The organism is Streptomyces sp. NRRL F-5650 (assembly GCF_000721365.1).
Taxonomy (GTDB): Bacteria; Actinomycetota; Actinomycetes; order Streptomycetales; family Streptomycetaceae; genus Streptomyces; species Streptomyces ardesiacus.
The window spans coordinates 124,675-145,526 of sequence record NZ_JOGV01000004.1 but is presented as its reverse complement, the minus strand read 5'-3'; the positions used below and the strand labels follow the sequence as shown (position 1 = coordinate 145,526).

The window sequence follows — 20,852 nt, the reverse complement described above, 5'->3', positions numbered from 1 at the left end:
GGTTGTTCCGTCCGTCAGGGCGGTTGTCCGCCCGTCAGGACGGTTGTTCCGTCCGTCAGACCGCGAGGGCGCGGTCGGTCGGGCGGATCGGGGCCGGCAGGTCGCTGGCTCCGGTCAGGAAGCGGTCGGCGCCGCGCGCGGCCGAGCGGCCCTCGGCGATCGCCCAGACGATGAGCGACTGGCCGCGGCCGGCGTCACCGGCGACGAACACACCCGGCACGTTGGTCTGGAAGTCGGCGTCCCGGGCGATGTTACCCCGTTCGTCGAGCTCCAGGCCGAACTGGTCGACGAGGCCGTTCTCCTTGTCGGTGCCGGTGAAGCCCATGGCGAGGGTGACCAACTGGGCGGGGATCCTCCGCTCGGTGCCGGGCTTCGGGGTGAGCTTCCCGTCGGCGAACTCGACCTCGCTCAGGTGCAGCCACTGGACGTTGCCGTCCTCGTCGCCCTCGAAGTGGGTGGTGGAGACGGCGTAGACGCGCTCGCCGCCCTCCTCGTGGGCACTGGTGACCTTGTACAGCATGGGGAAGGTCGGCCACGGCTGGGAGACCGGGTTCCGCTCCTCGCCCGGCCGGGGCATGATCTCAAGCTGCGTGACGGAGGCGGCGCCCTGGCGGTGGGCGGTGCCCACGCAGTCGGCGCCGGTGTCGCCGCCGCCGATGACGACGACGTGCTTGCCCTCGGCGGAGATGGGGGCGGTGACGTAGTCGCCCTCCTGGACCTTGTTGGCCAGGGGCAGGTACTCCATCGCCTGGTGGATGCCCTTGAGTTCCCGGCCGGGGACCGGCAGGTCGCGGGCGGTGGTGGAGCCGGCGGCGATGACGACGGCGTCGTAGCGCTTCTTGAGGTCGGTCGCCTTGAGGTCGCGGCCGATCTCGACGCCGGTGCGGAAGCGGGTGCCCTCGGCGCGCATCTGCTCTATGCGCCGGTTGATGTGCCGCTTCTCCATCTTGAACTCGGGGATGCCGTACCGGAGGAGGCCTCCGATGCGGTCCGCGCGCTCGTAGACGGCGACGGTGTGGCCGGCCCGGGTGAGCTGCTGGGCCGCGGCGAGGCCCGCCGGTCCCGAGCCGATGACGGCGACGGTCTTGCCGGACAGGCGCTCGGGGATGCGCGGGGCGACGTCCCCGGTCTCCCACGCCTTGTCGATGATGGAGACCTCGACGTTCTTGATGGTGACCGGCGGCTGGTTGATGCCGAGCACGCACGCCGACTCGCACGGGGCCGGGCACAGGCGGCCGGTGAACTCCGGGAAGTTGTTGGTGGCGTGCAGGCGCTCGGACGCCGCCGACCAGTCCTCGCGGTAGGCGTAGTCGTTCCACTCGGGGATCAGGTTCCCGAGCGGGCAGCCGTTGTGGCAGAACGGGATGCCGCAGTCCATGCACCGGCTGGCCTGCTTGCTGATGATCGGCAGCAGGGAGCCGGGGACGTAGACCTCGTTCCAGTCCTTGACGCGCTCCTCGACGGGGCGGGTCCGGGCGACCTCGCGTCCGTGGTTCAGAAAGCCCTTGGGATCAGCCATTGGTCGCCGCCTCCATCATCTTCTCGGTGGTCTCGGTCTCGGAGAGACCGGCTCGCTCGGCGGCGTCCTTGGCGGCGAGCACTGCCTGGTACGTGCGGGGGATGAGCTTGCTGAAGCGCTCCACGGCGGCGGGCCAGTCGGCCAGCAGCTTCTGGGCGACCGTGGAACCGGTCTCCTCGGCGTGGCGGCGCACCACGTCGTGCAGCCAGTCCTTGTCGGCGTCGTCCAGCGGCTGGACCGCGTCGGCGTTGCCCGCGTTGACGTTGTCGGGGTCGAGGTCGACGACGTAGGCGATGCCGCCGGACATGCCGGCGCCGAAGTTGCGGCCGGTCTCGCCGAGGACGACCGCGTGGCCGCCGGTCATGTACTCGCAGCCGTGGTCGCCGACGCCCTCGGAGACGACCAGCGCGCCGGAGTTGCGGACGCAGAAGCGCTCGCCGACCTTGCCGCGCAGGAACATCTCGCCGCCGGTGGCGCCGTAGCCGATGGTGTTGCCGGCGATGGTGGAGTACTCGGCGAGGTGGTCGGCGCCCCGGTCGGGGCGGACGACGATCCGGCCGCCGGACAGGCCCTTGCCGACGTAGTCGTTGGCGTCGCCCTCCAGGCGCAGCGTGATGCCGCGGGGGACGAAGGCGCCGAAGGACTGGCCGGCGGAGCCGGTGAAGGTGATGTCGACGGTGTCGTCGGGCAGGCCGCCGCCGCCGAACTTCTTGGTGACCTCGTGGCCGAGCATGGTGCCGACCGTGCGGTTGATGTTGCGGATGGCGACCTGGGCGCGCACGGGGGCGGCCCTGGTGGCGTCCGGGGCGGCCAGCGCGTCGGCGGCGAGCTTGATGAGCTGGTTGTCGAGCGCCTTCTCCAGGCCGTGCTCCTGGCCGACGGCCTGGTGGCGCACCGCGCCCTCGGGCAGGTCCGGCACGTGGAACAGCGGCTCCAGGTCGAGGCCCTGCGCCTTCCAGTGGTCGACGGCGCGGGTCACGTCGAGGGTCTCGGCGTGGCCGACGGCCTCCTCGATGGAGCGGTAGCCCAGTTCGGCGAGGATCTCGCGGACCTCTTCGGCGATGAACCGGAAGAAGTTCACGATGTACTCGGCCTTGCCGGAGAACCGCTCCCTGAGGACCGGGTTCTGGGTGGCGATGCCCACCGGGCAGGTGTCCAGGTGGCAGACGCGCATCATGACGCAGCCGGAGACGACGAGCGGCGCGGTGGCGAAACCGAACTCCTCGGCGCCCAGCAGCGCGGCGATGACGACGTCGCGGCCGGTCTTGAGCTGGCCGTCGGTCTGGACGACGATGCGGTCGCGCAGGCCGTTGAGCAGCAGGGTCTGCTGGGTCTCGGCGAGGCCCAGCTCCCAGGGGCCGCCCGCGTGCTTGAGGCTCGTCAGGGGCGAGGCGCCGGTGCCGCCGTCGTGCCCGGAGATGAGCACCACGTCCGCGTGCGCCTTGGACACGCCCGCCGCGACCGTGCCGACCCCGACCTCGGAGACCAGCTTGACGTGGATCCGCGCCTGGGGGTTGGCGTTCTTCAGGTCGTGGATGAGCTGGGCGAGGTCCTCGATGGAGTAGATGTCGTGGTGCGGCGGCGGGGAGATCAGACCGACACCCGGGGTGGAGTGCCGGGTCTTGGCGACCCACGGGTACACCTTGTGGCCGGGGAGCTGGCCGCCCTCGCCGGGCTTGGCGCCCTGGGCCATCTTGATCTGGATGTCGTCGGCGTTGACCAGGTACTCGGAGGTGACGCCGAAGCGGCCGGAGGCGACCTGCTTGATGCTGGACCGGCGCGCCGGGTCGTACAGGCGCTCGGGGTCCTCGCCGCCCTCACCGGTGTTGGACTTGCCGCCCAACTGGTTCATGGCGATGGCGAGGGTCTCGTGCGCCTCCTGGGAGATGGAGCCGTACGACATGGCGCCGGTGGAGAAGCGCTTGACGATCTCGGAGACGGGCTCGACCTCGTCGAGGGGGACCGGCTGCCGGTCCGACTTGAAGCCGAACAGGCCGCGCAGCGTCATCAGCCGCTCGGACTGCTCGTTCACCCGCTCGGTGTACTTCTTGAAGATGTCGTACGTGCCCGAGCGCGTGGAGTGCTGGAGGCGGAAGACCGTCTCCGGGTCGAACAGGTGCGGTTCGCCCTCGCGGCGCCACTGGTACTCGCCGCCGATGTCCAGGGCGCGGTGGGCCGGCGCGATGCCGCTGGCCGGGTACGCCTTGGCGTGGCGGGCGGCGACCTCCTGGGCGACGACGTCGATGCCGACGCCGCCGATCTTGGTGGTGGTGCCGTTGAAGTACTTCTCGACGAAGGCCTCGTCCAGGCCGACGGCCTCGAAGACCTGGGCGCCCCGGTAGGAGGCGACGGTGGAGATGCCCATCTTGGACATGACCTTGAGGACGCCCTTGCCGAGGGCGTGGATCAGGTTGCGGATGGCCTGCTCGGCCTCCATGCCCGGCAGGAAGGTGCCCGCGCGGACCAGGTCCTCGACGGACTCCATCGCCAGGTACGGGTTGACCGCGGCGGCGCCGAAGCCGATGAGCAGGGCGACGTGGTGGACCTCGCGGACGTCGCCGGCCTCGACCAGCAGACCCACCTCGGTGCGCTGCTTGGTGCGGATGAGGTGGTGGTGGACGGCGGCGGTGAGCAGCAGCGACGGGATCGGGGCGTGCTCGGCGTCCGAGTGGCGGTCGGACAGGACGATGAGCCGGGCGCCGTTCTCGATGGCGGCGTCGGCCTCGGCGCAGATCTCCTCGATGCGCGCGGCCAGGGCGTCGCCGCCGCCGTGCACCCGGTAGAGACCGGAGAGGGTGGCGGCCTTGAAGCCGGGCATGTCGCCGTCGGCGTTGATGTGGATGAGCTTGGCCAGCTCGTCGTTGTCGATCACCGGGAAGGGCAGCAGGACGCTGCGGCACGAGGCGGCCGTCGGGTCGAGCAGGTTGCCCTGGGGGCCGAGCGAGGAGCGCAGCGAGGTGACCAGTTCCTCGCGGATGGCGTCCAGCGGCGGGTTGGTGACCTGCGCGAAGAGCTGGGTGAAGTAGTCGAAGAGCAGCCGGGGACGCTCGGAGAGCGCGGCGATGGGCGAGTCGGTTCCCATGGAGCCGATCGGCTCGGCGCCGGCCTTGGCCATCGGCGCGAGGATGACGCGCAGCTCCTCCTCGGTGTACCCGAAGGTCTGCTGGCGGCGGGTGACCGAGGCGTGGGTGTGCACGATGTGCTCGCGCTCGGGCAGGTCGCTCAGCTCGATCTCGCCGGCGTCCATCCACTCGGCGTACGGCTGCTCGGCGGCGAGCTGGGCCTTGATCTCGTCGTCCTCGATGATGCGGTGCTCGGCGGTGTCCACGAGGAACATCCGGCCCGGCTGCAGGCGGCCCTTGCGGACGACCCGGGCGGGGTCGATGTCGAGGACGCCGACCTCGGAGCCGAGGACGACGAGGCCGTCGTCGGTGACCCAGTAGCGGCCGGGGCGCAGTCCGTTGCGGTCGAGGACGGCGCCGACCTGGGTGCCGTCGGTGAAGGTGACGCAGGCGGGGCCGTCCCAGGGCTCCATCATCGTGGAGTGGTACTGGTAGAACGCGCGCCGGGCCGGGTCCATGGAGTCGTGGTTCTCCCACGCCTCCGGGATCATCATCAGCACGGAGTGCGGCAGCGACCGCCCGCCGAGGTGGAGCAGTTCCAGGACCTCGTCGAAGGAGGCGGAGTCCGAGGCGTCCGGCGTACAGACCGGGAAGATCCGCTCCAGGTCCGCGGAGGACCCGAACAGGTCCGAGGCGAGCTGGGACTCGCGGGCGCGCATCCAGTTGCGGTTGCCCTTGACCGTGTTGATCTCGCCGTTGTGGGCGACGAAGCGGTACGGGTGGGCGAGCGGCCAGCTCGGGAAGGTGTTGGTGGAGAACCGGGAGTGCACGAGCGCGATCGCGGAAGCGAATCGGCGGTCGGACAGGTCCGGGAAGAACGGCTCGAGCTGGCCCGTGGTGAGCATGCCCTTGTAGACGATGGTCCGCGCGGACAGCGACGGGAAGTAGACACCGGCCTCGCGCTCGGCGCGCTTGCGCAGCGCGAAGGCGCGGCGGTCCAGGACGATGCCCCGCGAGGCGCCGTCGGTGACGAAGACCTGGCGGAAGACCGGCATGGTCGAGCGGGCGGTGGCGCCGAGCATCTGCGGGGCGACCGGGACCTCGCGCCAGCCGAGGACGGTGAGGCCCTCCTCGCCGGCGATGGTCTCGATGCGGGCGACGGCGTCGTCGGTGCCGTCGGCCGGCAGGAAGGCGATGCCGACGGCGTACGCCCCGGCCTCGGGCAGTTCGAATCCGGCGACCTCGCGGAAGAAGGCGTCCGGCACCTGGGAGAGGATGCCCGCGCCGTCGCCCGAGTCGGGCTCGGAGCCGGTGGCGCCGCGGTGCTCCAGGTTGCGCAGCACGGTGAGTGCCTGGTCGACCAGGGTGTGGGACGCCTCGCCGGTGAGGGTGGCGACGAAACCGACGCCGCACGCGTCGTGTTCGTTGCGGGGGTCGTACATACCCTGCGCGGCAGGGCGAGCATCCATGAACGACCAGTTCTGGCCATTCGCGGAGTGCTGGGACGGCTGGCGCGGCGTACGCATCGGCTCTCCCGTCGTCGTCATCTGGCATGTGGCAAGTGCCGAGGGACGACGTTGGCCCTCTGCGATGTGCGTAAGCAGGTGCAAAATTTGGTGCAGGTTACATGATGGAGTGGTTCTCGGTAAACGGGACAATCCGTTCCAACATGCGGACACCGACGGGGTGCGGCGGGGGTACCGCACCCGTGGGTGGAAGTTGTGGGGACCGGAACGGGCAGATCGGTGTCCGTCGGTCCGGGGGCGCGGAGGGAGCGTCGTCGCCCACTCCGCGGATGCACGGCAGGCCTCATTGCCCACAGCGCTTACGGCTCATGCCCGGAGATTACGCGCTCGAAACCAGCGAGTAACGGCTGCGAGTGCGGGTACTTATGCGGCCCGCCGCATAAGTTCGAGCCGGGCTATCCTACGGCCGTTCCGAACAGGCTGCCCAGGAGATACGTCACACCGGCCGCCGCACCGCCCAGGGCGAGCTGCCGCAGGCCGCTGTACCACCAGCTACGGGCCGTGACCTTGGCGACCACCGCACCGCACAGGAACAGCCCGGCCAGGGCGAGCAGCACCGCGGGCCACAGCGCACTGGCGCCGAGCAGGAAGGGCAGGACGGGCAGCAGGGCGCCCAGCGCGAAGGAGCCGAACGAGGACACGGCCGCGACCAGCGGCGAGGGCAGGTCGGAGGGGTCGATGCCGAGTTCCTCGCGGGCGTGTATCTCCAGCGCCTGCTCGGGGTCGCTGGAGAGCTGGCGGGCCACCTCGCGGGCCAGCTCCGGCTCGACGCCGCGCGACTCGTAGAGCGCGGCCAGCTCGGCCTCCTCGTCCGCCGGGTGCTTCTTGAGCTCGCGGCGCTCGACGTCCAGCTCGGCCTCGACCAGCTCACGCTGGGAGGCGACGGAGGTGTACTCGCCGGCGGCCATGGAGAAGGCGCCGGCCGCCAGTCCCGCGAGTCCGCTGATCACCACGGTCTGCTGGCTCGCCGTGCCGCCGGCGACACCGGTCATCAGGGCGAGGTTGGAGACCAGTCCGTCCATGGCACCGAAGACGGCGGGGCGCAGCCAGCCGCCGTTCACGTCGCGGTGGGTGTGGTTGTCGCGGTGCGCCTCGTGGAGCGGCGCCTCGGTCTCGATGATGGCCATGAGGGTTCCCCCGGACAGCTAGTTTGGACTGATTCCACTTTTTAACAACACTCAATCTACGCCGGTCATTTCCTTCCCGCCAGCAAGGAAAGGCTGGGCTTACCTGCGGTTTTGTGCCGAGCGGGTGACACCGGCCGTGGTTCGGCTGCGGTGCCCGGCGCACCGGGGACAGATGTGCCGAGGGAGAGGAGAGGCCGCATGGCATCCACCGCCTGCATTCCCCCGGTCCCCGCGTCGAAGGGCGCCGTCGTGCTCCGCGACCGGGCCCGGGGCGCCCTGCTCGGACTGGCCGTCGGGGACGCCCTCGGGGCTCCGGCCGAGAACATGAAGCCCTCGGAGATCCGCGCCCGCTGGGGCCGCATCACGGGATACGTGGCCGACCGGCCCGCCGGGACCGACGACACCGAGTACGCGATCTTCTCGGGGCTGCTGCTGGCCCGCCACGGCGCCGCGCTCACCCCGGCCCACGTGGAGACGGCCTGGCACGAGTGGATCGCCGACCGGGAGGAGGGCCCGTTCCGGGGCGCGGGCTTCAGCGAGCGCGGCACCCTGGAGAACCTGCGCCGGGGCCTGGCCGCCCCGATCTCCGCCCAGCACCGGCACGCCTGGAGCGACGGGCTGGCGATGCGGGCCGCGCCGCACGGCGTGTTCGCGGCCGGGCGGCCCGCGGAGGCGGCCCGGCTGGCGGCGATCGACGGCTCGGTCAGCCACGAGGGCGAGGGCATCTACGGCGGCCAGGCGGTGGCGGCGGGCGTCGCGGCGGCGATGGCCGGGGCGTCGACCGTCGCGGTGGTGGCCTCCGCGCTGGCGGTCGTGCCGGACGACTCGTGGACGGCGCGCTGTCTGCGCCGCGCGATGACGGCGGCCCACCGCGGCGAACGGGCGGTGCGCTCCGCGGTGGTCATCGGCGGCTACCCGTGGACCGACCTGGCGCCCGAGGCCGTCGCCCTCGCCTTCGGCGCGTACGCGGCGGCCGACGGCGACTTCACGGACGCCGTGCTGACCGCCGTCAACATGGGCCGCGACGCCGACACCACGGCCGCGGTGGCCGGCGCCCTGGCCGGCGCGACCCGCGGCGTCCAGGCCGTCCCGGCCGACTGGGCCGCCGCCATCGGCCCGGTCCGCGGCTCCTGCCTGCCGACGATGGCCGGCCACCACGTCCTGGAGGTGGCGGACCTGCTGACCCGCGCCGCACGGGAGGTGCCACCGGGACCGGAGCACGTACCGGGACTCACCGGGCCCTCGGGCTCGCGACCTGTGCCACCGGGGCCCCCGGCGCTCCCGGACCCGCAGGGGGCGCCGTCCGGAACCGGCGGGACACCGCCCCGCGAGCCCCAGGAGGCCCCGTCGGGAACCCGGGAAGCACCGGCCCGGGAGCCGGAGCCCACTCCCCCTCACCCGGAGCCGCCGGGCACCGAGCGCGACCGGCCGGACGCACGCCGGGTGCGCGCGCGAGCTGCGTCCCGCCCGCGGAGTGAGCCGCCCGGCGGCCCCGCCCCCACCGCGTGCCTTCCCGTCCCGGACACCGGCACAGCGGCCGAGGTGGGACCGTGAGCAGGGCACCCGGCGGCATCGGGGCGCCGGAAGCCACGGCGTACGTCGAAGCGCCCGACACACCACAGCCCCACACACCCGGCGGAAGCAGACACCGACCAGAACCCGACACGACCACAGCAACGGCATCGCCCCACGCGGTACCGCCCGGCGACCGCGTCGAGGGACTCCTGCCCCGACCCGCCGCGAAGAACGCCGACGTCCCGGACACCGGCACGGCGGCCGAGGTGGGACCGTGAGCAGGGCACCCGGCGGCATCGGGGCGCCGGAAGCCACGGCGTACGTCGAAGCGCCCACCACACCACAGCCCCACACACCCGGCGGAAGCGGACACCGACCAGAACCCGACACGACCACGGCAACGGCATCGCCCCACGCGGTACCGCCCGGCGACCGCGTCGAGGGGCTGCTGCTCGGGCTCGCCGCGGGGGACGCCGCCGGCTGGCCCGCCGCCCGCCACCGGGCCGCCCGGATGCCGCAGTGGACGCGCCGGCTCACCCGCGAGCTGGACACCTTCGCCGAGCAGAACGCGACCACCACCCTCCCCGTCCCCATCGCCCTGAACCAGCCCCCGGAGCCGCTGCGCCTCGGCCCCTCGGACGACGCCGAGTGGGCGGCGTTCGCGGCGGAGGCGGTACTGCGGGCCGGGGACGACAGCCTGCTCGGGGACCTGAGCCGAGACCGCCGGATGCGGGCCGCGATCGACCTGACCTGGAACGCCGTCGCCAGCGAGGTGGCCGCGGCGGCCGACCGCGCCCCCGAGGTCGAGTCGGCGGTGCTGCCCCTGCGCGCCCGCATCTCGGTGCGGGCCGGGCTCGGCAATCTCGCCGCCGGCCTGCGCCCGCCCGCCACCGGCCACGACAACCCGCACTATTTCGACGACGCCGCCTGCGTAAGGGCCTGCGTCCTCGCCGTCGCCCATCCCGGTGCCCCGCGCCCCGCCGCCGACCTCGCCGAGTTCGACGCCCGCTACACCCAGGACGGAGACGGCGTGCACGGCGCCCGGGCCATGGCGGCGGCCCTGGCCCGCGCCCTCGACGGCGCCGACGTGGACGCCTGCGTCACGGCCGCGCTCGCCGAACTCCCCGAGGCGACGGAGATCGGCCGCAACGCCCGCCAGGCCCTGGCCCTCGCGGCGGGCGCCGAGAGCACCTTCGCCCTGGTCCCGCTCCTCGAACACCGCATCGTCGACCACGTCTACAGCTACGGCATCGCCGCCGCCGAGACCGTCCCCGTCGCCCTGGCCCTGGCCACCGCCGCCCGGGGCCGCATCGCCGAGGCGGTACCGGCGGCGGCCTGCCTGTCCCGCGTCGCGGACTCCGCCCCCGCGCTGGCCGGCGCCCTCACCGGCGCGCTCGGCGGCGGCGCCTCGGTCCCCGCGTCCTGGCGGGACGCCTGCCGCACCCTGCCCGGCTGCGTCCTGCCCCGGCTCACCGGCACCGACCTGGTCGAGCTCGCCGCCGCCCTGCACGCCGCGCAACCGTCCCCACCGGAAGGACGAGCCACCACACCATGACCCCCACCACCCCGGACCACGGCATCACCACGCCCCTCGACGAGCGGGTCACCGGCGCCCTCGTCGGCGCGGCCGTCGGCGACGCGCTCGGCGGCCCCGTCGAGGGCTACTCCCCCGAGCAGATCCTCGAACGCCACGGCGGCCGCGTCCACGGCGTCGTCGGCCCCTGGAACGGCGACGCCTGGCGCACCGCCCGCCCCGTCGCGCCGTACCACAAGGGCGACGGCCACGTCACCGACGACACCCTGATGACACACGCGCTGGTCCGCGTCTACGACACCGTCCGCGACCACCTCGACGCCTACGCGGTCGCCGATCACCTCGTCCCGGACCTGATCACGAACCCCCGCTGGATCCCCGAGCTGGAGGCCGAGGCCCTCCCCCTCCAGCGGATCTTCCTCGCCGAGAAGTGGCTGGTCGCGCGGATCCACTACGGCCACGTGGACCCGCGCGAGGCCGGCACCGGCAACATCGTCAACTGCGGTGCCGCGATGTACATGGCCCCGGTCGGCCTGGTCAACGCCGCGAACCCGGAGGCCGCCTACGCCGAGGCCCTGGACGTCGCGGGCGCGCACCAGTCGTCCTACGGCCGTGAGGCGGCCGGTGTCTTCGCGGCGGCGGTGGCCGCGGCGTGCGTGCCGGGGGCGGGGCCCGAGTCGGTGGTGGCCGCCTGCCTGGCCCTGGCCAAGGACGGCACCCGGGCGGCGATCGAGGCGGTGTGCGACGAGGCGGTGCGCCACTCGGACTTCGAGTCGGCGCTCGCACCGCTGCGCGCGGCCGTCGCCCCCTACGACACCGTGGGCCCCGACTACCGCGCCCCCTCGCTCGGTGCCCGGCGCCCCTCCCGGCTGCACGCGATCGAGGAACTGCCGATCGCCCTCGGAATGCTGGTCGTCTCCGGCGGCGACTTCCGGCACGCGGTCCTCGGCGCCGTCAACTACGGCCGCGACTGCGACTCCGTCGCCACGATGGCGGGCGCGCTCGCCGGGGCACTGGGCTCGCCGGTGCCCGAGGACTGGGCCAAGACCGTCGCGGAGGCCAGCCGTCTGGACCTGTGGGCGCCCGCGGCGACGCTCACCGGGGTCGCGCGGGAGGTCTTCGCGCGGGACGTGCGCCGGCGCCGCGCGCACGAGGAGGCGTTCGCCGCGCTCGGGGGTGCGGGATGCTCCGGCTGACCTGGGTGCAGCCCGAGGACCTGGTCGGCCACGAGCTGCGCCAGGCGCAACTGGACGGCCGCGACGCGTCGGCGGTCGCGGCCCGCTGGCGGGCGGCGGGCGGCGACGAGGCCCCGTCCCGGGCGGGCGCCTCCGCCGCTCCCGCCTCCCCGCGCCTGCGCCGTCTGGCCGAGGACCTCCTGGACGAACTGGCCCGCCTGCCCCGCCCCTCGGCGGACGACGAGCCGGACGACCTCGGCCGGATCAGGGCACGGTGCCCCGACTGGCCGTCCCCGCGCCCCGCCGCCTCCGTCTCCCCCGCCCGCCTGGAGGCCGCCTGGCTCGGCCGCGCCGCAGGCTGCCTGCTCGGCAAACCCGTCGAGAAGCTGCCCCTGACCGGCATCCGCCGCCTCGGCCGGGCCGCCGGCAACTGGCCCCCGGCCGGCTACTTCACCGCCCGGGGCGTGCCCCGCGACCTGCTCGCCGCGTACCCCTGGAACCGCCGGTCCGCGTCCACCTCCCTGGTCGAGAACATCGACGGCATGCCGGAGGACGACGACCTCGACTACCCGCTCCTGAACCTCCTGCTCCTGCAGCGCCACGGCAGGGCCTTCCGCACCGAGGACGTGGCCCGCGTCTGGCTCGACGAACTCCCGCCCGGCCGCGCCTTCACCGCCGAACGCCTCGCCCTGCGCAACCTCCTCACCGGCCTCGAACCCCCGGACACCGCCCGCCTGCGCAACCCCTTCCGCGAGTGGATCGGCGCCCTGATCCGTGCCGACGTGCACGGCTGGACCAACCCCGGCGACCCGGCCGCCGCCGCCGGGCAGGCGCACCGCGACGCGACCCTGAGCCACACCGCCAACGGCGTCTACGCGGCCATGTTCGCGGCGGCCGTCATCGCCGCCGCGGCCCCCGACGACGCTCCCGACGTCCACGCCTGTCTGCGCGCCGGCCTCGCGGTCGTCCCGCCCGGGTCCCGCCTCGCCCGGGCCGTCCGGCACGCCGTGGAGCTCGCGGGCGCGCACGACGACTTCGACGCGGTCGTGGACGAACTCCACGCCGTGCACTCCCCCGCGCACCACTGGGTGCACGCCGTTCCCAACACGGCCATGATCGCCGCCGCGCTCACCCACGCGGACGGCGACTTCACCGGCTCGCTCGCCCGCGTCGTCTCCGGCGGCTGGGACACCGACTCCAACGGCGCCACCGTCGGCAGCGTCGCCGGGCTGCTCGCCGGGTCCCCCGCCGCGCTGCCCGAGCACTGGACGGCCCCGCTGAAGAACCGCCTGGCCACCTCCGTCCGCGGCTTCGACGGCACCGGCTTCGACGCCCTCGCCCACCTCACCCACCGGGAGGCCACCCGCCCATGCCCGAGCCCGCCGCCCCTCGCCCCGCCGCCGCTCCCGCTCCCGCCCCGCTGACCGGCCTGCGCGTCCTCGACCTCGCCACCCTCTTCGCGGGCCCCCTCGCCGCCACCATGCTCGGCGACTTCGGCGCCGAGGTCGTCAAGGTCGAGCACCCCACCCGGCCCGATCCGTCCCGGGGGCACGGCCCGTCGAAGGACGGGGTCGGCCTGTGGTGGAAGCTGCTGGGCCGCAACAAGCACACGATCACCCTGGACCTGTCGAAACCCGCGGGCCGCGCCACGCTGCTCCGGCTCGCCGCCACCGCCGACGTCGTCGTCGAGAACTTCCGGCCGGGCACCCTGGAGAAGTGGGACCTGGGCTGGGACGAGCTGTCCGCCGTCAACCCCCGCCTGGTGCTGACCCGGGTCACCGGCTTCGGCCAGTTCGGCCCGTACGCGCACCGCCCCGGCTTCGGCACCCTCGCCGAGGCCATGAGCGGCTTCGCGGCCATGACCGGCGAGCCGGACGCACCGCCGACGCTGCCGCCCTTCGGCCTCGCCGACTCGATCGCCGCCCTCGCGACGGCGTACGCCGTGATGACGGCGCTGGCCGCCCGGGAACGCACCGGCGAGGGCCAGGTCGTCGACATGGCGATCATCGAACCGATCCTGACCGTGCTGGGCCCGCAGCCCCTCTGGTACGACCAGCTCGGCCACGTCCAGCCGCGCACCGGCAACCGCTCGCAGAACAACGCGCCGCGCAACACCTACCGCACCGCCGACGGCACCTGGGTCGCCGTCTCCACCTCGGCCCAGTCCGTCGCCGAGCGGGTGATGCGGCTGGTGGGCCGCCCCGAGCTGATCGAGGAGCCCTGGTTCGCGAGCGGTGCCGAGCGGGCCCGGCACACGGACGTCCTGGACGCGGCCGTCGGCGAGTGGATCGCCCGGCACTCCCGCGCCGACGTGCTCGCCGCGTTCGAGGAGGCCGAGGCGGCGGTGGCACCGGTCCAGGACGTGCGGGACGTGATGAGCGACCCGCAGTACCGGGCGCTCGACACGATCACCACCGTCGACGACCCGGAGCTGGGCCCGCTGCGCATGCAGAACGTCCTCTTCCGGCTCTCCGCCACCCCGGGCGCCGTCCGCTGGGCGGGCCGCCCGCACGGCGCCGACACCGAGGAGGTGCTGACCGGGCTGGGGCTGACCCCGGCGGACGTGAAGGAGCTGCGCGAGGAGGGCGTCGTATGACCGCACCCCCGGCCGTGTCCCCGACCGCGCCCCCGCTGACCTGGTTGTACGCCCCCGGGGACCGGCCCCGGGTGGTGGCCAAGGCTCTGGCCGCCGGCGCCGACGTGGTGGTGGTCGACCTGGAGGACGCGGTCGCCGCCGACCGCAAGGAGTACGCCCGCGACGCCACGGCCGAGCTGCTCACCGAGCCGCAGCCGGTGCCGGTGCACGTCCGCGTCAACGCCCTGGACGGCCCGCTCGCCGCCGCGGACCTCGCGGCGCTGGCCCGGCTGCCGGGGCTGGCCGGGCTGCGGCTGCCCAAGGTGACGGCGCCGGAGCAGGTCACCGGGGTGGCCGAGGGCACCGGCGGCCCGCCGCTGTACGCGCTGCTGGAGACGGCCCTCGGGGTCGAGCGGGCGTACCGGATCGCCGGCGCCCATCCGGCGCTGCGCGGCATCGCCCTCGGGGAGGCGGACCTCCGGGCCGACCTGGGCGTGCGCGGGGACGCCGGCCTGGACTGGTCGCGCTCGCGCGTGGTCGTGGCGGCGCGGGCGGCGGGTCTGGCGCCGCCCTCCCAGACGGTGCATCCGGACACCCGGGACCTGGAGGGCCTGGCGGCGTCCTGCGCCCATGGCCGGGCCCTGGGGTTCCTGGGGCGGGCCGCGATCCACCCCCGTCAGCTACCGGTCATCGAGCGGGCGTACCTGCCGACCGAACGGGAGCTGGAGGAGGCGGAGACGATCGTGAAGGCCGCCGCGGTCCAGCCGGGCGCGCAGGCGCTGCCGGACGGCCGGTTCATCGACGCGGCGGTGGTGGCGACGGCCCGGCGGACCCTGTCGCTGGCCGGGCGGCCCGCCCTGTCCTGAGCCGTGCGCCCGGCAGACGCCGAGGGCGCCCGGGAGGTCCCGGGCGCCCTCGGCGGCGTCTTCGGCGGGCTGGTGATCAGCCCTTCCTGGCGGAGTCCGCGCCGTTCTTCACGGCCCCGCCGTCCTTCGCGCCCTCGCCGTCCCGCGCGTCGGCCGCGGCGTCCGTGTCGCCGCCGTCCTCCGCGTCGCCGGCACCGGCTTCGCCGTCGGCACGGGTGTCGCCCTCGGTACCCGCCTCACCGTCGGCACCCGCCTCGCCGTCGGCACCGGTCTTGCCGTCCGCGGGCTCCGCACCCGGCTCCACCACGGCCTCCCGGCCCGGCCGCTTGCGTGCCGAGACCACGATGTACACCACGGCGAGCAGGAACACGAGGAGCGCGGTCCAGTTGTTCAGGCGCAGGCCGAGGATGTGGTGGGCGTCGTCGACGCGCATGTACTCGATCCAGAACCGGCCCGCGCAGTACGCCGCCACGTACAGGGCGAAGGCCCGCCCGTGGCCCAGCTTGAAGCGGCGGTCGGCCCAGATGACGAGCAGCGCGACGCCGATGCACCACAGCGACTCGTACAGGAAGGTCGGGTGGTAGGTGCCCGGCACCCGTCCGTCGGACGTCGAGGTGATCTCCACGGCCCACGGCAGGTCGGTCGCCCTGCCGTACAGCTCCTGGTTGAACCAGTTGCCCCAGCGGCCGATGGCCTGCGCGAGGGCGATGCCGGGGGCGACGGCGTCGGCGTACGCGGGCATCGGGATGCCCCGGCGCCGGGCCCCGATCCAGGCGCCCAGCGCACCGAACGCGATCGCGCCCCAGATGCCGAGCCCGCCCTCCCAGACCTTGAAGGCGTCGACCCAGTCCCGGCCCTCGCTGAAGTAGAGCTGGTAGTCCGTGATCACGTGGTACAGGCGTCCGCCGACCAGACCGAAGGGAACGGCCCAGACCGCGATGTCGGCCACCGTGCCGGGCCGCCCGCCCCGGGCGATCCAGCGCTTGTTGCCGAGCCAGACGGCTACGAAGACGCCGATGATGATGCAGAACGCGTAGCCGCGCAGCGGGACGGGACCGAGGTACAGCACCCCGCGCGACGGGCTGGGAATGAAGGCAAGTTCCATGGCAGGGTCGACGCTACCGTGTCGGACGGGACGCGCGGCGGGCAGCCCGGCTACGGGTCCGTAACGAGCGGGCGCGCTACTTGTTGGCCTCCTCCACCATCTGCTTGAGCTTGGCCGGGGTCATGGAGCGGTCCTGGTAGATGTTCTTGCCGTCCAGGAGCACCGTCGGGGTCCCGCTGAAGCCGCCCCCCTGGAATGCCTTGTTGGACTTCTCCACCCAGCTGTTGTGCCTGCCGTTCTTCACGCACTCCTGGAAGGGGGCGGTGTCGAGGCCGTCGACCTTGCCCGCCAGGCCGAGCAGCTTGCTCTCGTCGGCGAAGGCGTCCTCGGTCTCCGGGGGCTGGTTGTCGTACAGCACGTCGTGGTAGGCGGGGAACTTTCCGGCGTCCTGGGCGCAGGCCGCGGCGTTGGCCGCCTTGCGGGAGCCGGTGCCGCCCATGTTGCCGTCGATGATCGTGGCCAGGTGGTACTCGACCTTGAGCTGCCCGGCGGCGGTCAGCTCGTGGACGGTGTCCCGGTACGCCAGCTCGAAGGCCTTGCAGGCCGGGCAGCGGAAGTCCTCCCAGACGGTGAGCTTGGACTTGGCGCTCTCCTTGCCGACGGGGATGGCGAGGCCGTCCTTGCCCTGCGCGCCGGACGGCGCCACGACCGGACCGCTCGACTCGCTGCCGTCGTCCTTGCCCGCGTTCGCGGCGATCACGCCGATCACCGCCGCGAGGCCGAGGACGCAGACCACGCTCGCGCCGACGATCAGCGCACGGCGGCGCTTGTCCCTGGACCTCTGCTTCTCGCGCTCGGCCGCCATCTTCTCGCGGGCGCTGCGCTTTCCCTGTCGGTTCTTCTCGCTCACACCCCGCAGAACGAACCGGGGAGGCGCAGCGCGCCTCCCCGGTCCCAGGTCCACCCGTACGAGGGACCTCTGTCATGGGCCCGCCCCGCGGATACGGGCCACCCTCACGCCTGTCCGCGCACGCCCTTCGCCAGGTCGGCGGCGAGCGCGCGGACGCCCTCGACGCCGGCCGCGTCGTCGGGCGCGTCCAGCATCCGCTTGACGAAGGCCGAGCCGACGATCACACCGTCGGCGAAGCCGGCCACCTCGGCCGCCTGGGCGGCGTTGGAGACGCCGAGGCCGACGCAGACGGGGGTGCCGGTGGTGGCGCGGGTACGCCGCACCAGGTCCTCGGCCTGCGCGCCGACCGACTCGCGGGTGCCGGTGACGCCCATGAGGGAGGCGGCGTAGACGAAGCCGCTGCCGGCCGCGGTGATCTCGGCGAGCCGCGCGTCCTTGCTGCTGGGCGCGACCACGAAGACCGTGGCGAGCCCGTGCTTGTCCGCGTGCTCCCGCCACAGCGCCGACTCCTGGACCGGCAGGTCGGGCAGGATGCACCCGGCGCCGCCCGCCTCGGCCAGCTCGGCGGTGAAGCGCTCCACGCCGTAGCGGTCGATGGGGTTCCAGTACGTCATGACGAGGATCGGCTTGCCGGTGGCCCCGTGCGCCTCGCGGACCGTGCGCATCACGTCGGCGATCCGCACACCGCCGCGCAGGGCGATGTCGTCGGCGGTCTGGATCACCGGGCCGTCGAGCACCGGGTCGCTGTGCGGCAGGCCCACCTCGACGACGTCGGCGCCGCCGTCGAGCGCGGCCTTGATCGCCTCGATGCCGCCGTCCACGGTCGGGAACCCGGCCGGGAGGTAGGCGATCAGCGCGGCGCGGCCCTCGGACTTCGCCGCCGCGAGGGTGTCGTTCAGCAGCCGTACGTTCCCGCTCACTTGGCGTCCCCCTCGATCTCGGCGGTGCCGGCGGCGTCCTCGGCGACCTGGGCGTCGGTGTCGTAGAGCCCGAAGTAGCGGGCGGCGGTGTCCATGTCCTTGTCCCCGCGGCCGGACAGGTTGACCACGATCAGCCCGTCCTCGCCCAGCTCCTTGCCGACCTCCAGGGCGCCGGCCAGCGCGTGGGCGCTCTCGATGGCCGGGATGATGCCCTCGGTGCGCGACAGCAGCCGCAGCGCCTGCATGGCGGCGTCGTCGGTGACCGCGCGGTACTCGCCGCGGCCGGAGTCCTTGAGGTAGGCGTGCTCGGGGCCGATGCCGGGGTAGTCCAGGCCGGCCGAGATGGAGTACGGCTCGGTGATCTGGCCCTCGTCGTCCTGGAGGACGTAGGACCGGGAGCCGTGCAGGATGCCGGGCTCGCCCGCGGTCAGGGTGGCCGCGTGCTCGCCGGTCGCGACGCCGTGCCCGGCGGGCTCGCAGCCGATGAGGCGGACGCCGGCGTCGGGGATGAAGGCGTGGAAGAGGCCGATGGCGTTGGAGCCGCCGCCGACGCAGGCGATCGCGGCGTCGGGCAGGCGTCCGGCCTGCTCCAGGAGCTGGCGGCGGGCCTCGACGCCGATGACGCGGTGGAAGTCGCGGACCATCGCCGGGAAGGGGTGGGGGCCCGCGACGGTGCCGAACAGGTAGTGGGTGCGGTCGACGTTGGCGACCCAGTCCCGGAAGGCCTCGTTGATCGCGTCCTTGAGCGTGCGGCTGCCGGACTTCACGGCGATGACCTCGGCGCCGAGCATGCGCATGCGGGCCACGTTGAGGGCCTGGCGGCGGGTGTCGATCTCGCCCATGTAGATGGTGCAGTCGAGGCCGAAGAGGGCGCAGGCGGTCGCCGTGGCCACGCCGTGCTGCCCGGCGCCGGTCTCGGCGATGACGCGGGTCTTGCCCATGCGCTTGGTGAGCAGGGCCTGGCCGAGCACGTTGTTGATCTTGTGCGAACCGGTGTGGTTCAGGTCCTCGCGCTTGAGGAAGACCCGGGCTCCGCCCGCGTGCTCCGCGAAGCGGGGCACCTCGGTGAGGGAGGACGGACGGCCCGTGTAGTGGACGAGGAGGTCGTCCAGCTCGCGGGCGAACTCCGGGTCGGACTTCGCCTTGTCGTACTCGACGGCGACCTCGTCGACCGCCGCGACCAGGGCCTCGGGGATGAACTTGCCCCCGTAGGCGCCGAAGTAGCCCTCGACGGAGGGGACTTGACCCTCCGGGTCGGGGATGAAGAAGTTGCTGGGCATGCGTGAACCTCACGGTGAGTATCTGGTTTCTGGCAGATTCGCCGTGGGGGCGGGGTGGATCGGACCGCTCCGGGCCGTGTGTGGCTGCTCGCGCACGGACACGCGACGGAGTCGCAGGTTCAATACAGCCCCGCGCCCCTTGCGGGGCGCCCGAGCCATCGCATGCCGTTCACCTGTCCGGGTTCGTCCCCGATGACGTACCGCACGCGGCGGCCGTGCACCCTGCGTGCGGGCGCGCGGCAGCCCCGGGGCCGGCAGCCGCGCGCGAGGCGGGCGTACGGGTCCCGGGGGGCCGGAGTGAGGACGGGGGTCATCGGGGTCAGCCTACCGGCGGGTCAGCCCCGGCCGTGGCGGAGTGCCGGGTGTTCGCCGGCCGCCACCAGGTCGGAGACCGCCGTCTTCGGGTCGCGGCCGGTGACCAGGGACTCGCCGACCAGGACGGCGTCGGCGCCCTCGTTGGCGTAGGCGATGAGGTCGTGCGGGCCGCGGACGCCGGACTCGGCGACCTTGACGATGTGCGCGGGGATCTCCGGGGCGACCCGCTCGAACGTGCCGCGGTCGACCTCGAGCGTCTTCAGGTTGCGCGCGTTGACGCCGATGACCCTGGCGCCGGCGTCCACCGCGCGCTCGACCTCGTCCTCGTCGTGCACCTCGACGAGCGGGGTGAGTCCGATGGACTCGGCCCGCTCGATCAGCGACTCGAGGGCCGGCTGTTCGAGGGCCGCGACGATCAGCAGCGCGAGGTCGGCGCCGTGCGCGCGGGCCTCCCACAGCTGGTACGAGGTGACGATGAAGTCCTTGCGCAGTACGGGGATGTCCACCCGGGCCCGGACCGAGTCCAGGTCGGCGAGCGAGCCGCCGAAGCGGCGCTGCTCGGTGAGGACGGAGATGACGGCGGCGCCGCCCGCCTCGTAGTCGGCGGCGAGTCCGGCCGGGTCGGCGATGGCCGCGAGCGCGCCCTTGGACGGGCTGGAGCGCTTGACCTCGCAGATGACCTTGACGCCGTCACCGCGCAGCGCGGCGACGCCGTCCTGGGCGGGACGGGCCTTGGCCGCGCGCTCCTTGAGCTCGTCGAGGCCGACGCGCGCCTGCCGCTCCGCGAGGTCGGCACGGACTCCGTCGATGATCTCGTCGAGCACACTCACGCGAGCGGCCCCCTTTCAGACGGCAAAACGTGTGGTCACTGTGATGGTATCCGCAGCCGGGCACCGGCCCCGAATCCACCCGATCACGCTCCCGCCACCTGGACGTTTCACGGCGGTCACGGCAGGAGCCAGCCCCCGAAGGGCAGGTTGCGGACCACCGTGAAGACCAGCAGCAACGTCCCCAGCGTCCACAGGTGGACCGGCCCGAGGTCGACCCGCACGGGGCGGCCCCGGGCGGCGCGGACCACCCAGACGGTCCACAGGACGGCGAAGCCCAGGTAGGCGAGGACGGCGGGCGCGTTGGCGTGCAGGGCGGCCGTCAGGTCGCCGTGCACGAAGGCGTGGGCGCTGCGCAGGCCGCCGCACCCGGGGCAGTAGACGCCCGTGAGGCGCAGCAGGGGGCAGACGGGGTAGTGGCCGGGCTCGTAGGGGTCGACGCTGCCCACGTAGGCGAAGGCACCGGCGACGGCGGCGAGCACCCCGGCGGGGACGGCCAGCCGCAGGGCCGTGCCGCGGAACCGGGTGGTGCCGCCGGTCCGGCCGGGTTTTCCGCTCTCGACGTCCACGCCCGCATTCTGCCCCCGGCGGCTCCCGCACGCACACGAGGGGCGGTTCCGGCACCCGTGTGCCGGTCCGCCCCTCGGGAGGTCCGG

General features: G+C 73.7%; 15 protein-coding genes and 1 pseudogene. 6 read left to right on the top strand and 10 right to left on the bottom strand.

Going from position 1 to position 20,852, the window contains the following annotated elements:
* Positions 1 to 55: 55 nt before the first annotated feature.
* The 3 genes from IG88_RS0106550 to IG88_RS0106540 all read right to left on the bottom strand — a co-directional run bounded on the left by IG88_RS0106550 (position 56) and on the right by IG88_RS0106540 (position 7,234).
* A complete protein-coding gene (locus tag IG88_RS0106550) occupies positions 56 to 1,519 on the bottom strand; it encodes a glutamate synthase subunit beta (RefSeq protein ID WP_031035959.1) in 1,464 nt (487 codons plus the stop codon).
* A complete protein-coding gene (gltB, locus tag IG88_RS0106545; protein WP_063760585.1) occupies positions 1,512 to 6,050 on the bottom strand; it encodes a glutamate synthase large subunit in 4,539 nt (1,512 codons plus the stop codon). The genes IG88_RS0106550 and gltB overlap by 8 nt, the downstream gene beginning before the upstream one ends.
* 452 nt (positions 6,051 to 6,502) lie before the next feature.
* Complete coding sequence (locus IG88_RS0106540; RefSeq protein WP_031035955.1) at positions 6,503 to 7,234, bottom strand: VIT1/CCC1 transporter family protein; 732 nt, start codon at positions 7,232 to 7,234, stop codon at positions 6,503 to 6,505.
* Positions 7,235 to 7,432: 198 nt separating this feature from the next.
* On the opposite strand from IG88_RS0106540, the pseudogene IG88_RS38390 reads away from it, so the two are divergent.
* The 6 genes and pseudogenes from IG88_RS38390 to IG88_RS0106510 form a co-directional block, all read left to right on the top strand.
* A pseudogene (locus tag IG88_RS38390) lies at positions 7,433 to 8,417 on the top strand (ADP-ribosylglycohydrolase family protein); the annotation flags it as partial.
* A 606-nt stretch (positions 8,418 to 9,023) separates the two neighbouring features.
* Positions 9,024 to 10,304 (top strand): ADP-ribosylglycohydrolase family protein, encoded by a 1,281-nt coding sequence (locus IG88_RS0106530; RefSeq protein ID WP_031035952.1) that lies wholly within the window; start codon positions 9,024 to 9,026, stop codon positions 10,302 to 10,304.
* Positions 10,301 to 11,479, top strand: a complete 1,179-nt coding sequence (locus IG88_RS0106525; protein ID WP_031035950.1) for an ADP-ribosylglycohydrolase family protein — start codon at positions 10,301 to 10,303, stop codon at positions 11,477 to 11,479. The genes IG88_RS0106530 and IG88_RS0106525 overlap by 4 nt, the downstream gene beginning before the upstream one ends.
* Entirely contained in the window at positions 11,467 to 12,882 is a 1,416-nt protein-coding gene (locus IG88_RS0106520; RefSeq protein WP_031035943.1) for an ADP-ribosylglycohydrolase family protein, read from the top strand. The genes IG88_RS0106525 and IG88_RS0106520 overlap by 13 nt, the downstream gene beginning before the upstream one ends.
* Entirely contained in the window at positions 12,828 to 14,054 is a 1,227-nt protein-coding gene (locus tag IG88_RS0106515; RefSeq protein WP_031035941.1) for a CaiB/BaiF CoA transferase family protein, read from the top strand. Before IG88_RS0106520 ends, IG88_RS0106515 begins: the two co-directional genes overlap by 55 nt.
* Positions 14,051 to 14,899: an HpcH/HpaI aldolase/citrate lyase family protein gene (locus IG88_RS0106510; protein ID WP_031035939.1), complete on the top strand. Its 849-nt coding sequence runs from the start codon at positions 14,051 to 14,053 to the stop codon at positions 14,897 to 14,899. Before IG88_RS0106515 ends, IG88_RS0106510 begins: the two co-directional genes overlap by 4 nt.
* Before the next feature lie 76 nt (positions 14,900 to 14,975).
* On the opposite strand, the gene lgt is transcribed toward IG88_RS0106510, so the two are convergent.
* The 7 genes from lgt to IG88_RS0106480 all read right to left on the bottom strand — a co-directional run bounded on the left by lgt (position 14,976) and on the right by IG88_RS0106480 (position 20,765).
* The gene (gene lgt, locus IG88_RS0106505) at positions 14,976 to 16,004 is read right to left on the bottom strand and encodes a prolipoprotein diacylglyceryl transferase (RefSeq protein ID WP_031035937.1); all 1,029 of its coding nucleotides are present in this window, start codon (positions 16,002 to 16,004) and stop codon (positions 14,976 to 14,978) included.
* 76 nt (positions 16,005 to 16,080) lie between these two features.
* Positions 16,081 to 16,854, bottom strand: a complete 774-nt coding sequence (locus tag IG88_RS0106500) for a DsbA family protein (protein ID WP_031035935.1) — start codon at positions 16,852 to 16,854, stop codon at positions 16,081 to 16,083.
* 104 nt (positions 16,855 to 16,958) lie between these two features.
* A complete protein-coding gene (trpA, locus tag IG88_RS0106495) occupies positions 16,959 to 17,774 on the bottom strand; it encodes a tryptophan synthase subunit alpha (RefSeq protein WP_031035933.1) in 816 nt (271 codons plus the stop codon).
* A complete protein-coding gene (trpB, locus tag IG88_RS0106490; RefSeq protein WP_031035931.1) occupies positions 17,771 to 19,054 on the bottom strand; it encodes a tryptophan synthase subunit beta in 1,284 nt (427 codons plus the stop codon). The genes trpA and trpB overlap by 4 nt, the downstream gene beginning before the upstream one ends.
* A 119-nt stretch (positions 19,055 to 19,173) precedes the next feature.
* A complete protein-coding gene (gene trpM, locus IG88_RS45245) occupies positions 19,174 to 19,368 on the bottom strand; it encodes a tryptophan biosynthesis modulator TrpM (RefSeq protein ID WP_037835446.1) in 195 nt (64 codons plus the stop codon).
* A gap of 21 nt (positions 19,369 to 19,389) precedes the next feature.
* Positions 19,390 to 20,199, bottom strand: a complete 810-nt coding sequence (gene trpC / locus IG88_RS0106485; RefSeq protein ID WP_031035929.1) for an indole-3-glycerol phosphate synthase TrpC — start codon at positions 20,197 to 20,199, stop codon at positions 19,390 to 19,392.
* A 116-nt stretch (positions 20,200 to 20,315) separates the two neighbouring features.
* The gene (locus tag IG88_RS0106480) at positions 20,316 to 20,765 is read right to left on the bottom strand and encodes a DUF2752 domain-containing protein (protein WP_031035927.1); all 450 of its coding nucleotides are present in this window, start codon (positions 20,763 to 20,765) and stop codon (positions 20,316 to 20,318) included.
* Positions 20,766 to 20,852: the final 87 nt, after the last annotated feature.